Raw genomic sequence first — 13639 nt, 5'->3', positions numbered from 1 at the left:
TCTACTTCCTTTCTTCAACCATATTTGGCACTAATTCCATGATATCTTTAAAATCAACGCCAAGTGCCGTACAAACCTTTACAAGAACGTCCATACTGACATATTCGTTTTTAGAAAGCTTTGAAATTGAAGATGGACTTATTCCCGCAGCAGCTTGTAAATCTTTCTTCTTCATATCGCGGTCAATCAACAATTTCCAAAGCTTTTTATAGCTAACGGTCATCTTGGTCACCTCTTTATATCTTTTTTCCATTATAGCACATTTTCTTCAAACATAACATGATTATTCTGTGTTTGTGAATTAATTTTACAATGTTAATAAAGATAATGATAGTTGTGTATGTCTTTATTTTTGATTTTTATTTAAATAAATACTTTTAGACAAAAATGTCTTTAAGTCTATTTGTAAAACCAAAGGCAAAGTTATAACATTAATCCTTCTTAAACTAAATATCACTTCCGCTCAAATTTGAGCAAAAGCATAAGCATTACAGCCGTCTTTTCTGAAAAAAAGACAGGCTGTTTTTTTATTTTAGGGGTTCGAATCAATAGAATTCTTCGCTTATAGATGAGGAAAAAAATTTTTTTCTAAAATCCTCAACTAATATGTTCTACCAAGGCTATAAGGTGAGAGGAAAAATAATCCCCCAATGAAAGCATAGTTTTTCTCTCACTGCTCCTTGACAACTGAATACCCCGAAATGCAAGAGATATTTCAAGCAGAATATGCCATGACGATAATTCCGAGCGTATTCCTTGAAAGATAACGAGGTTGTGTCAAACAAGGCAAACCCTCTGGAACAGTAGCGTTTCGGGTCATTAATAAAAGGCAAGGAGGTGAAGTAACTGAAAACAAAATATGATAACTTGCCACAGGTGCTTAAAGATAAGTCACAGTTTTGCTGTTGGAAATATGAAGAACGAAGTGGTAGAAAAACCAAAGTTCCCTATAACCCAGTAACGGGAAAAAGGGCAAAACCAAATCAACGTGGTACATTTAAAGATTTTAGTTCGGCGGTTGCTGCTATAAGTAATTATGATGGTATCGGATTTTTGGTAGGTAATGACATCTGTGTTATCGACTTAGATGATTGCTTTGACAGTGGTGATAAGCTTAAGCCTGTTGCCCAAAGTGTTGTAGACGCTTTTAGTGGTTGCTATATGGAACACAGTCCATCTGGGAAAGGGTTGCATATTTTCTTTAAGGCCACAGGCTATGACTTTGACAAAACAAAATACTATATCAACAACAGAAAGCTGGGAGTTGAGGTCTATGTGGCTGGAGCAACAAACCGCTTTGTTACCGTAACGGGCAATGTGTATGCAGATGGTGCTACAACTCGAAACGGTAAAGGTACGCTATGCGAGAGCATTCTAAAAGTATTAGGCAGCTATGGCTGTACCGCAAGGCCGGAGACTATCAGTCTGAAAAAGAACAATAACAGTTCAAGTCCAAGTGAAGATATTGCCCGGCTTGCAGGAGTACGCTTTGTGAATATCTCCGAACCTAGCAGAGGACTTGTCCTAAATGCTGCACAGGTAAAAAGCATGACGGGTGGTGACACCATCAACGCAAGGTTTCTACACGAAAACTCTTTTGATTTTTCACCTAAGTTTAAGCTTTATATCAACACCAATTATCTGCCCGTTATTACGGATATGACGCTATTTTCCAGTGGGAGAGTGGTGATTATCCCTTTTGAACGACACTTTGATGAAAGCGAGCAGGATAAAAACTTAAAACGCGAATTCGCCAAACCGAAGAATCAGAGTGCTATCCTCAACTGGCTAATTGAAGGCTATCAGCTGTTAAAGAAGGAGGGATTGACTTTACCTGATTCCGTTAAGACAGCAACGGAGGCTTATAAGCGTGACAGCGATAAAATAGCATTATTTTTCGAGGATGCCTTGGAGGAAAGTCCTAATAGTGAGGTGCGGACATCCGAAGTGTATGCCCGATATCAGCGTTGGTGCAGTGCCAATGGATGTTATTCGGAGAATGCAAGAAACTTCAAACAAGCCTTAACAGCTATCGCCCGTGTAGAACGGAAACGACCACGTTCTGGTGGTGGAATGACCACAATGCTTATCGGATATAAGCTGACAGAAGAAGAATTTCTTCTTATTTAAACACAGTGTAGCAACTTGTAGCAAGAAAAACAGGTTATATAAAAAATCACTCTCGTATAGAGAGTTTAGTTTTTACCTGCTACATCTTGCTACAAAGCTTAAAACCACTAAAACACTGGATACAACTCCATGTGTTGATACCTGCCCCTAGGGGAGGTCAAATCTCCACACCTTTTCATCTGGATAACGGGCGTGGGGCAACGTGTAAAAAAACGCGGTTTCAAACGGGGTATATACCCCACATTTAATAAAATTTAGGAGGTAAACGATTATGGCAACATCAACAACTTATAATAGAGCGTTTTGGAATGTTATGAAAGGAAAAGAAGAAAACAATCAAAATCTAAGCGAGGGTTTTGATAATGCAGGAGCCTATGTCGCACCAGATGAGTTCAGAGAAGGCTTTAACACTGCTTTGGCAAAGGAAAATATATTCCGCAGATCTGCTACTGTTATCAATCTATCTTCTGCAGAAGGTAAAATTCAAGCGGTATCCTCAAAGGGGACAGCAGATTGGGTTGAAGACGGAGATCCAATCCCCGAAAGTGCCGATACATTTACACAGTTTCTGGTGAAATCATACAAGCTGGCATCTCTTGTCAAGCTAAACCGCTCATTCGTCACCGATATGAACTTTAATCTTGAAAAATATCTGATGGGTGATTTTGCGAAGCGTTTTGGCAAGGCTGAGGAAAATGCATTACTTAATGGAAATGGCACAACACAGCCAACAGGTATCCTTACAGCAGATGCAGATGTAACTACAGCAGATAGTGCTACCATTTCTTTTGACGAGATTATCTCTCTGTATTTTTCATTAAAAGATGAATACCGAAATAACGCTGTGTTTATCATGCACGATAATACAGCTATGCTTCTTAGAACCCTTAAGGATACAAGCGGCAGTTATCTGTGGAATCCTTCAGATAACACCATCTTCGGAAAGCCTGTAGTTACCTCTCCATATATGCCTACAGTATCAGCAGGAGCAAAAAGCCTTGTATTTGGAGATTTATCATACTACTGGCTGATTGAACGTCAACCAATAACGATAAAAAAATTAAGTGAGTTATATGCATTGCAGGGGCAAATTGGCTTTTCTGCTTACGAGAGATTGGATGGCAAGCTAATTCAACCGGATGCTCTGAAAATATTACAAATAAAAGCTTAAATAATGGATAAGGCACTGGATCATTGATTCGGTTCAGTGCCAGTTCCTTCAAAACATCGTACAGGAGGTCACGATATGGAAAACCAAATTAACAGTCGCACAACCAAATCCGATATTGGAGGTACGGTCTATGTGGTGGAATCACGAATAAGTGTTTCAGCAAAGGAAAGTGCATATTCCAAGCTGAAACGACTGATTACAGTCAACGCAAAAAGCCTTTCAAAGTTATCAGATAGTTCAAATAAATCCACGGAAATCAACTCGACTTCTTCAAGGTAGTACGGTAATATACATAGTGCTAAACCGCTTGAAGACTGTCGGAAATGGAGGAGAAAAATGAATAGACAGTCAACATTTAGCACTATACGTAAATCAACATTAGCATTTGAAGAAGCGAAAATTACTGCTCTTTACTGCAGGCTTTCCCGTGATGATGAGCTTGCAGGAGACAGCAACAGCATAGTAAACCAGAAGACAATTCTAAAAAAATATGCTGAGGACAACGGTTTTCGCAACATCGAATTTTATGTGGATGATGGGGTCAGCGGTACAACTTTTGATAGACCAGACTTTAACCGCATGATTGCAGATGTAGAGTCCGGTAGAATTGGAACGATTATCATTAAGGATATGTCCCGCTTCGGCAGGGATTACCTCAAAGTAGGCTATTACACAGAGATTATGTTTCCTGAAGCAGATGTACGATTCATTGCTATTAACAACGGTATTGATAGTGCAAACCAAGCAGACAGTGACTTTACACCGTTTCTTAATATTATTAATGAATGGTATGCTAAGGATACTAGCAAGAAAATCCGTGCTGTGTTCAAATCCAAGGGACAGTCCGGTAAACCACTCTGCACCAATCCGCCTTACGGTTATATTAAAGACCCTGAAGATAAGTTGCACTGGATAATAGATGAGAAAGCCGCCGAAGTGGTCAGAGATATTTTCCGACTGTGCATGGCTGGTTTTGGACCCACGCAGATAGCAAAGCAACTTGAAAAGCGATGCATTGATACACCTACGGTGCATCTTCGCAAAATGGGTATTAACACTCCAGCAAGACCACCAGAAAATCCATATGCTTGGTCGGCTCGTACCGTAGCAGATATTTTGGCTAAAATGGAATATCTAGGTCACACGGTGAATTTCAAGACTTCTAAAAAGTCCTACAAGAGCAAAGTCAAGATATTGAACAATCCAGAAGATTGGCTAGTTTTCAAAAATACCCATGAAGCAATTATTGATGAGGGGACTTGGGAAACAGTGCAGAAAATCAGAGATGGCAAGCGAAGACCATCACGATTAGGTGAAATGGGAATGCTTTCTGGCATGATGTTTTGTGCCGACTGTGGAGCAAAGCTGTATCAGGTTAGAGGCAAGGGATGGACACACGATAAGGAATACTTCGTTTGTGCTACTTACCGCAAGAAAAAGGGTATGTGCAGTTCACATCAGATACGCAATGTTGTAGTGGAACAGCTTTTGCTAGAAGACTTAAGACGTGTGACCTCCTTTGCCAAAGACCATGAACAGGAATTCATCCGTATAGTTATGAATAATTCAGAAAAGGAACTTGCCAAAGAACTCCGCCAAAGTCAAAAGGAGTATGAACAAGCACAGACTCGCATTGCTGACATAGACAAAATCATTCGAAAGCTATATGAGGACAATGTGATGGGCAAAATTCCCGAAGAGCGTTTTTACAAGATGTCGGCTGAATATGAAGCCGAGCAGAAGACACTGGAAGAAAGGATAACCAAATTAAAGCATACCATTGATACAGCAAATGAACAGTCCCTCAATACCGACCGCTTTTTGGCACTGGTTAAAAAGTACACAGAAATTACAGAATTGGATGCAGAGATTATCCGAGAGTTCATTGACAAAATTATAGTATTCAAGGCTGAAAAGATAGATGGTCGCAGAACCCAGCGGATTCAAATTTTCTATAACTGCATTGGTGCTATCGACTTACCAAAATAAACGAAAAAGCGGCATAGCCGAATATCAACGACTATGCCGAATTTTTAAGGAATTTATAATCCCTATCTGACCGCTCCTAAAGGAGAGTCCTTTTTTACTAGTATTTTCTATATATACCCACTAATTTACCTATGATTTCACAATCATCTACTATAATTGGATCCATAGTCTTATTTTCTGGTTGTAGTCTTATATGATCCTCTTCCTTGAAAAATCTTTTTATAGTGGCTTCTTTATCTATTAAAGCAACTACTATATCACCGTTTTTTGCAGTGTTAATCTTTTCTATAATAGCTAAATCGCCATCTCTTATACCTGCTTCAATCATACTTTCACCTTGAATTGTCAATATAAATAGTTCATTATTGCTTTTTACAAAATTAATAGGTAGTGAAAAATAATCCTCAATATTTTCTACAGCTAAAATAGGTTGACCAGCAGTTACATTTCCTACTATAGGAATACTAACTAATTCTTTTCTCATGAGTGTGTTTTCTACTATTTCTATAGCTCTTGGTTTAGTATGATCTCTTTTTATAAGTCCCTTTTTTTCCAAGTTAGACAAATGGCTATGAACAGTAGATGTAGAGCTTAGGCCTACTGCTTTGCATATTTCTCTAACAGAAGGTGGATAGCCCCTTTCCATAGTAATATCCTTTATGCATTGGTATACTTCCATTTGTTTGGTAGACACTCTACCCATGTTAATCACTCCCTTTGAAATTTTATTTTCCTTATTTTATCCGATGACTACCTGCAGTAACACTCCCACTTCTAACAAAGTGGGAGATAACGGCAGCTACGTCCATGGATAACGATCTCTAACCTTCAGTTGGAGTAAAAACTCCATCTGAAGCTAAGAGCTCTGTTTATTCTCTAGTTTATTAATTGGTCATTTGAATATACATGAATTTAGTACGTGTTTAGATAATCTTTTAAGCTTGATGAAATTATAGCATATAAGCGAAAAAACATCAAACTAGAGTTCCTGGTAAAAACATGCCAAATTATTGGAAAAATAACCATTAATTCAAATATATACGCGTATATCTCCAAATATATCCATTACTCTGCGTAATTCAAATATTATTGATTAAATTAAAAGCCTTTGTTATAATTAACTGATGAAATATGAACTAAAGAGGTGACTATATGGTTAAAAAATGTATATTCAATAAAAATAAGGATTGTAATGATTGTGGTGAATGCTACATATGTGAATTAGATTCTAAGAAAGTTTGTAATAATTGCGGAAAATGCATGGAGAGGGAAGGATTTGACCTTAGAGAAATAAAAATAGATGAGGTTTTGGATATGCCTGATGAAATTACCGACTATGAAGATTTGGATGAAGATTTTCAAAGGGATGATAGGTATTTAGATTTACAAGATATAAAACAAGACGAAACTTCAGAGGGTTCTCAGGAAGAAGTGGAATTTGAATATATTGAAGATCATGAAGAAATTAAAGAAATACTAGAAAATGAAAATGAATTTAATAAAATGGCCGATGAAGTATTTCCAGGTTTTATAAGAATAGCTAGAAAAAAATAACTTTTCTAGTTATTCTTTTTTTATTTTGATAGTCTGTAATACGTGTAGGAACAGTAAAAAACATTTTTCATAATGCTCTTAAACTCATAATGTATTTTAGTCTTCAATCCTATTTGCGCATAGTGATATGAGATGTAGAAAAATTTTAACTTGGATATATAGATAAATGATATTGAATGAATTATAAATATTATTATATAGAATAGTATTAAAAGTAAAATAAACCTTTAAATTAACTAGTTAACCTAAGTTAACTAGTTAATTTAAAGGTTATATAAGTTAATGAGTTTTTTAAAATAATTTCTAAAAATAAGGTGCTAAAATAATCAAATAAATAAAAACTTAATTGATTTTGTATATGGTATTATTCATTAGAAAGAGGATTGGATTTAATTGCTTCTCTTAATTTTTCATCGTCTACATGGGTATAAATTTGAGTGGTCGATATGTTCTCATGGCCCAAAATCTTCTGTAGGCTTCTTATATCAACACCTCCGTGCTTATACATTAAGGTGGCTGCAGTGTGCCTTAATTTATGAGGAGTGTATTTATCCTCATCTAATCCGGATTTTTTGATATACTTTTTAACTATATTCTCTACAGATCTTTTGCTTATACTTGTATAATTTTTATTCAAAAACAAAATATCTTTATATTCAAAGGAGATTTTGTCTATGAATTCATTCCTAGAGTTTAAATAACTATGGATGGATTCTAAACAAGCCTTATTAAGATAAACGGTTCTTTCTTTATTTCCTTTACCTATTACTGTCAAGGTATCTCCTTTGATTTTTGATATTTCTATACTGCAAAGCTCAGATATTCTTAATCCACAATTTAAAAATAATGTTATAATGCAATAATCTCTAGGGTTGTTAGAGTTTTTAACTGAAGATAGTAGTCTTTTGCTTTCATCCAAGGTTAAATAAACAGGATTTCTTTTATCTATCTTCGGAGATTCTAGTTCTGAAGCTATATTTTCATCCAATATTTTAGCTTTACCGTATAAGTATTTGAAGAATGATTTTAATGTGGCTACTTTTCTGGCTCTAGCATAGGCGCTGTTATCTCTTTGCTTCTCTGTAAAAGATAAAAAAGCATAGAGATCAGATAAAACTATATTTCGTAGTATATTAGTATCTATAGAACTAATATCTACGTCTTGAAATTCTGTGTTTTCATTCACTTGACACAATCCTTTATAAAGCATAATGAATCTAAAAAACATAGTTAAATCTATTTTATAGGCATCTAAAGTGTTGGGAGATTTTCCTTTTATGGTTTCTAGATAGCTTAAAAACTCTATCAAACATTTAGGGAGTTGTTCTCTTTGGTTAGCTATACCTAATTGAAATTTAATTTTCTCTAAGGAAGTATTGACATTTTTCTCAATTGATGAATGATTTAGGTTTAAAACTTGTGAAGAATTACTGGCGCCGATCCTCCCGGCTTTTCTCTTATTTCTGTTTAAGCCTAATTCTTTTAACCATATTTGTATAGTTCGAGGAGTAACCTTATATATTTGGGCCATTTGACTAGTGCTGAGCTCTTTTTTAACGGTTAATATATAAATATCCTTAATTATATATTTGTAGCCTCTGTGAGTCTTAGAATGATTGTAGTTGGATATGATTTTATTTAATACTTTTTCATCTTTAACATTTAAATGAGTGTTATCTAATATATCCTGAATTTCTTTAAGGTATTTGAAGTTCTTATATTTATCAGTTATATTTCGTTCTGTCATAGTGTATTTCCTCCCATATAAAATAATAGAAGAGTAAAAATGGCTACAAGCCTTGATTTTATTATACTACAACCTATAAAATAGGTCAACATGCGAAGTTCGCTAAATATACATTTAGCGAAGTTGTATAAAACGAAATAAAGTAGGGGCTAAATTTATCAAAAAATAAATAAAGTTTAATTGTATACTTACAAATATACTTGTTAAGAAAAGTTTTTTCATATATTTTATACAAATCGATATTTAGTGAATAACATCTCTGTAATCAATTCTATAAAAATAAGGTTGAACAAGAACATAAATACTTATTTATTAACAAATATAAAATTGATGTACATTAAACAAACATTATATTACCTTGTTTTTATGAGTATTTCCCAAAAATTCAATGGGGAATTGATTCGTTGGTTTACGGATTATATATTATGTAAACTAAATAAGTAATATTTATATTTTGGTTGATAATTTCAAATTTATTAACCACAGTTAACTAAGTTAACCTAATGAAATATAGTTAACTATGATTATTGATTTTGTTTTGCTTGTATTTTTAGTTAAAAAAACAGAGATTTATATAAATTCTTCAAAACTTTTTTGTTTGTTTTGCTGAGAATTAATATAAGTCTCTGTTAATAATTTTGCTTTATGATAAATTTATTACATAAAACTAGTAGAGCTAAACTAAATAGTTCAGCAATTTTAAATAGCATCTATAATATTACATCTACTAAGGACTAACTTTTCGATGCCTTCTTTATACCAATTGGGGCAGTTGAACCAGTTTACATTAGTAAGGTTCAATCTTAAAAGTTTAGTCCAATGTTTGTATCTTGGTTTATCTTTATCTATAATATAGTTAGCTAAAAGGCTATTTTTTGTATTGAAACTTGGGTGATGTTCTGAATACTCAGCTAAGTCTTTATGAAAATCATCTGGCATGGCATTAGACATTAAGGAATAGCCTTGATCAAATAATGGCGCAAAAGATATTAATTCCTGAGTATCATTATTTATAAGAAAACCAAAGTTTCCCAAATGCCTATCCTTATTTTCAATTATATAATCAAATACTATCATATCTAAAAAATCCTGTTTGAATTTTTTGGGAATCCAATCTATAACATTTGTAAAGATCCAGTTAGTTCTATTAGCGGTGTTAGTCTCTAAAAAATATTTAATAGGTAAGTATCCTATATCCTTAGTTGTAAAAATTTCACATACTGAACAATTTTGATTGTGCCAAGTATCTGTCCAATAAGGTATACAATTTATTTTTAGTATCTTTCCTAGTTCACTTGCTATACCCTCTGCAAAGTGTTCTTTATCTAAGTTTGCTGCTCCTATATTTCCCCTTTTATATAATAAAAGCTTATTATCTATCCTTCTCCAAGATTTATTCATAACTCCTTGTGTGGTAAGCTCTGGTGATGAAACCTTAGGAGTGTTTACAGTGCCACCCAAACTGGTAGCATTACCAAAAAAAGTTATAAGTCCTAAAGCTTCTTCAAATTTATTATCATATAAATTATGTTTAGACCAACATAAATCATTAGGATACATAGATTTAGTATCTAGAGGCTTTATCCAATAACTATCATTCAAACTAAATCCATTATTTAATTTTAAATAATCTAAAGCAGTTGGCTTTTCGCTTAATTCTAAAGCCTTTTGCAACTTTTCTAAATGGTTCCGATTTGTAGGTATTACCCTACTTTTAAACCAGGTATTTAAATCACCTATATTGTTCTTTAAAATATATGGAAGTATATCTTCATTATATACTTCTAAAATAGGATATTGACCATTTATATTTAATTCATCGCTAAATAATAAAACTTCCACATTTTTATTCATAACGTAAAATTCACTCATAGTTTCACTTCCTTTTAATGGTACAGTTATATATCTATTATATCTTAAAATTAATAATATACATAGAGTTATATATAACTTAAGATGCACTATAGCTTATAAAATTTCATTCTTATCATTTGTAATTATTCCACCTGCTGCAACGATATGTGTTGGTAAGGTTATAGAATTATTTTCCATAGTAGATCACTCACTTTCTTTTGTATCCCAAGTTATTTTATATTTTCCTTTATGTTTTCCTTCAACTTTTATTTTATAATCAGCATCTTTATCTATTTTAATCGTTTTAGTAATTTCTTCTTTTGGATTTTCTGTTTTAAATAACTCAGTATCATCTTCATCTAGTACAGATATTTTCAAATTACCTTTTTCAGTAGTTACATTAACATTTAAAGTTAATTCATCACCTTTTTTTAACTTTATAGAAGTATATTTGTAACCTTCAAAAGATGAGTAAGACATTTGCATTCTTTTAGCTGTATTATTTTCAACAGACATTTTAGTTTTATAGCTGCCAGCAGAACATCCTGCTGAAAATAGTGATATTAACACAATGAGCATTGGTATTGTAATTTTATTTTTAAAACCTTTAAACAACTATATCCCCCCCCTTTTTACTAAATATATTTTGCATATTTCATATACTTTCAATTATATTTTCCTACATACCATAATATATCTATGCTCTAAGCTCTCAATATAAGGCTTTGTTTTTAACTCTTCATGGATTTTACATAATTCTTCAAAGCAATTATCTACGGCACTATCTTTACTACCTTGGGATATAAGTAATCTTTATATACTTTTTAAATCCTTCACATGAGTATATCCAATCATCAAATAGTTTTTTTACACTCTCCTTTTTATCATTTTTAGCCTTATTAATATAAAAATTGCAGAAATCCTCAAAAGTTGTAGCCTTATTTTTAAACTCGTTTAAGAATTGTGTGGTTATATTATCAAAGATGGTTTCACTAATGATATTAGTTAACTCATATAAACATATAGCTCCTGCAGTGTAGCTTAAATCACCATATTCATATTCACCAAACTTATGAATTGGAATTTCTTTATATTTGCCAGAGTTCATTTGTTCATTCCAAGTTTTGGAATATAAATCTAAATAATATTCCTTTCCCTCTAGTGCATTCATAATTCGCATTTCATAATAACTGGTAAAAGCTTCATCGAAAAAGCGTGAACGGCTAACAGTACCTTCAGCTTTTGCATTCCATCCAAGATGAGTAAATTCATGTATAATTTGATTCATGTTCTTTTTTGAAGAAAAAGTAGATTGTTGTATAAATATTGTGTCATTTTCTTCACAGGTGAAAGAGCCGTAGCCATCAGGAATGGAAACATATTTTGTATTAGATTTTATGTCCCTATATCCAAAGTGTGAATTCATGTATTTGCTTGTAAAATCCATAACCTCTATTAACATATCACTATCAAAGGAACCATTAAGAAGGTAGAAAATCCCTGTTGGTAAAATCAATTCTTTATATTTAGCTATGGCGCAGTTGAAATTATATTTAGCTGCTTTATGATCATTAAAATAGAATATATTCTCTTTTTTTGAGGTTAACTTTTCAGATGCTATAGTTTTATAACCATAAGGTACTTCCACAGAAATATCTGCATAACCGCTTACTGTTAAATATTTAAATAGTGAGTCTTGTGTATCTTCAATAAACATAGGATAACAAAAGGTCTCCCAGCGAATAAAAGTGAAATCCTCATTAATTGTTTCCTTGACATAAGGACAACATCCTGTATCTCCTGTTAAATATCCTTCAAATTCTATAATAAGTGTGTGAGAAAATTTAGGAATTTCAAATTTTCTTACAAGGTATCCCTCAAGTACGTCTAGTTTTACTAAGGATGATGATGTGGAGAAATATCTATCATCTGCTTTTATAGATTTTACTGTGAAATCTCTGTTTAAGTAGAAATGAGAAGTACATATATCACATTTTTCATATTTACACTGACATGTCAAACTTCCTTTAAATACATCGATTTTAAAGCTAATATCCAATGTAGTCCCCTCCCCTATAAAACCATCAATATTGAGCCTTCTAAAATTATGATTAAATAAATTCAATACTTTAAACAAATAATAATTCTTTTATGGAATCAATAACTGCATCAGGCCTAGTTTCGTTTATACAATGATTACTATCTTTAACTATAAAGTTATGAATTACCACTTAAACTTTTATATATCTTTAGAAAGTTTTCATAACTTAGAACATAAGTTAACTGTTTAATTTCAGCACCATTGAATGCATCCACTTCAGATGTATCTTCACTTCTATTTCTGACAAATCCTATTTTTTCAAGCATTCTTTGACTTGCTAAATTACTTTCATAGCATCCCGCCCAAACTTTTGGAAGTTTTAGCTCTCTATAGCAATAGTTAAGTCCTAATAGAAACGCCCTATACCCATAACCTTTTCTTCTATATAATTTCATTTTATCTAATTATAGCATATATTCTATGGAAAATATCCACTGGATAAACCATAAAATATTTCAATATCTTCTGTTTTACAACCTATTGTACCTAATTCACACTTAACCTATTAACCTATTGCCCTTACTTTCACTAATGTTTTTATCAGCATATACAGCGACTAGTTTAAAGTTTTCCTGTTCATATTTTTGTGGTAAAGTTGTATGAAAACAATATTTTATAGAGTTTTCTACCTATATTTAAATCATAAAACAATCCATATATTAAAAATTAAGTTAATTATGATATAATTAACTGTAACGTATTGGGGGTGTTTTTATGAAGGTCTGTGATACATTCAGCTATAAATTAACTTGCTCCGTGCAAAGACTACAACAAAGTAAGCTATGCTTTGTTTGGAGCCTAAGCTTTTAATTTAGCTGAAATGCAAATATGCTTTAGGTTCTGTAACACATAGCTTTTTGGTATTCTTTGCTTTAACACTATGATAAAAAAGGATAGTGTAAAGTGAAATATGAAAAAGTTAAGCTTAAAAATGTTTTGCCCGAAGGGCGCAGAATAATAAAATAATTTGTAATTTGAAGATGAAGTAACGAATTTTGAGCATGACAAAAAATCCTTTTGAGTGAAGGAAAATTTTTGATATTAGTAATCTCTACATGGAGTTATTCACGTAGTGGCTAATAAATATCCCATA

Annotated in this window: 12 protein-coding genes; 5 read left to right on the top strand and 7 right to left on the bottom strand. The window is 32.7% G+C overall.

The genetic code is table 11. The features are described 5' to 3' along the window. Position 1 precedes the first annotated feature (1 nt). Positions 2 to 223, bottom strand: a complete 222-nt coding sequence (locus FGK85_RS09060; protein WP_024822623.1) for a helix-turn-helix domain-containing protein — start codon at positions 221 to 223, stop codon at positions 2 to 4. A 653-nt stretch (positions 224 to 876) separates the two neighbouring features. On the opposite strand from FGK85_RS09060, the gene FGK85_RS09055 reads away from it, so the two are divergent. The 4 genes from FGK85_RS09055 (at position 877) to FGK85_RS09040 (ending at position 5290) form a co-directional block, all read left to right on the top strand. Continuing rightward, positions 877 to 2130 (top strand): phage/plasmid primase, P4 family, encoded by a 1254-nt coding sequence (locus tag FGK85_RS09055; protein ID WP_243122846.1) that lies wholly within the window; start codon positions 877 to 879, stop codon positions 2128 to 2130. Between the two features lie 271 nt (positions 2131 to 2401). Further along, positions 2402 to 3301, top strand: a complete 900-nt coding sequence (locus FGK85_RS09050) for a phage major capsid protein (protein ID WP_138205824.1) — start codon at positions 2402 to 2404, stop codon at positions 3299 to 3301. Between the two features lie 75 nt (positions 3302 to 3376). Beyond that, positions 3377 to 3580 carry a transposon-encoded TnpW family protein gene (locus FGK85_RS09045; RefSeq protein ID WP_138205822.1) on the top strand — a complete coding sequence of 68 codons (204 nt, stop codon included), beginning with the start codon at positions 3377 to 3379 and terminating at the stop codon, positions 3578 to 3580. Between the two features lie 57 nt (positions 3581 to 3637). Next, entirely contained in the window at positions 3638 to 5290 is a 1653-nt protein-coding gene (locus FGK85_RS09040; protein ID WP_138205820.1) for a recombinase family protein, read from the top strand. 97 nt (positions 5291 to 5387) lie between these two features. On the opposite strand, the gene lexA is transcribed toward FGK85_RS09040, so the two are convergent. Further along, on the bottom strand, positions 5388 to 5993 hold the full coding sequence (gene lexA / locus FGK85_RS09035) for a transcriptional repressor LexA (RefSeq protein ID WP_138205818.1): 606 nt from the start codon (positions 5991 to 5993) through the stop codon (positions 5388 to 5390). Positions 5994 to 6442: 449 nt separating this feature from the next. Here lexA and FGK85_RS09030 point away from each other — a divergent pair, with 449 nt between their 5' ends. Continuing rightward, a complete protein-coding gene (locus FGK85_RS09030; RefSeq protein WP_138205816.1) occupies positions 6443 to 6844 on the top strand; it encodes a hypothetical protein in 402 nt (133 codons plus the stop codon). A 364-nt stretch (positions 6845 to 7208) separates the two neighbouring features. On the opposite strand, the gene FGK85_RS09025 is transcribed toward FGK85_RS09030, so the two are convergent. The 5 genes from FGK85_RS09025 to FGK85_RS09005 form a co-directional block, all read right to left on the bottom strand. Beyond that, positions 7209 to 8204: a tyrosine recombinase XerC gene (locus tag FGK85_RS09025; protein WP_396276654.1), complete on the bottom strand. Its 996-nt coding sequence runs from the start codon at positions 8202 to 8204 to the stop codon at positions 7209 to 7211. A 1086-nt stretch (positions 8205 to 9290) separates the two neighbouring features. Continuing rightward, on the bottom strand, positions 9291 to 10463 hold the full coding sequence (locus FGK85_RS09020; protein WP_138205812.1) for a hypothetical protein: 1173 nt from the start codon (positions 10461 to 10463) through the stop codon (positions 9291 to 9293). Between the two features lie 186 nt (positions 10464 to 10649). Beyond that, positions 10650 to 11060, bottom strand: a complete 411-nt coding sequence (locus FGK85_RS09015; RefSeq protein ID WP_243122845.1) for a hypothetical protein — start codon at positions 11058 to 11060, stop codon at positions 10650 to 10652. 175 nt (positions 11061 to 11235) lie between these two features. Beyond that, the gene (locus FGK85_RS09010; RefSeq protein WP_138205810.1) at positions 11236 to 12504 is read right to left on the bottom strand and encodes a M1 family aminopeptidase; all 1269 of its coding nucleotides are present in this window, start codon (positions 12502 to 12504) and stop codon (positions 11236 to 11238) included. 158 nt (positions 12505 to 12662) lie between these two features. After that, complete coding sequence (locus FGK85_RS09005) at positions 12663 to 12941, bottom strand: GNAT family N-acetyltransferase (RefSeq protein WP_138205808.1); 279 nt, start codon at positions 12939 to 12941, stop codon at positions 12663 to 12665. Between the last annotated feature and the right edge of the window lie 698 nt (positions 12942 to 13639).

It is taken from the genome of Haloimpatiens lingqiaonensis, assembly GCF_901447495.1.
GTDB lineage: Bacteria > Bacillota > Clostridia > Clostridiales > Clostridiaceae > Haloimpatiens > Haloimpatiens lingqiaonensis.
Note: the sequence above shows the minus strand (reverse complement) of the source record. Positions and strands in the feature narration are given on the sequence as shown.

Excerpts from the sequence above, each read along its gene's own strand:
- FGK85_RS09030 (WP_138205816.1), top strand. The coding sequence starts at position 6,443 with ATGGTTAAAAAATGTATATTCAATAAAAATAAGGATTGTAATGATTGT.
- FGK85_RS09005 (WP_138205808.1), bottom strand. The coding sequence starts at position 12,941 with ATGAAATTATATAGAAGAAAAGGTTATGGGTATAGGGCGTTTCTATTA.
- FGK85_RS09045 (WP_138205822.1), top strand. The coding sequence starts at position 3,377 with ATGGAAAACCAAATTAACAGTCGCACAACCAAATCCGATATTGGAGGT.
- FGK85_RS09060 (WP_024822623.1), bottom strand. The coding sequence starts at position 223 with ATGACCGTTAGCTATAAAAAGCTTTGGAAATTGTTGATTGACCGCGAT.
- FGK85_RS09050 (WP_138205824.1), top strand. The coding sequence starts at position 2,402 with ATGGCAACATCAACAACTTATAATAGAGCGTTTTGGAATGTTATGAAA.
- FGK85_RS09020 (WP_138205812.1), bottom strand. The coding sequence starts at position 10,463 with ATGAGTGAATTTTACGTTATGAATAAAAATGTGGAAGTTTTATTATTT.
- FGK85_RS09040 (WP_138205820.1), top strand. The coding sequence starts at position 3,638 with ATGAATAGACAGTCAACATTTAGCACTATACGTAAATCAACATTAGCA.
- lexA (WP_138205818.1), bottom strand. The coding sequence starts at position 5,993 with ATGGGTAGAGTGTCTACCAAACAAATGGAAGTATACCAATGCATAAAG.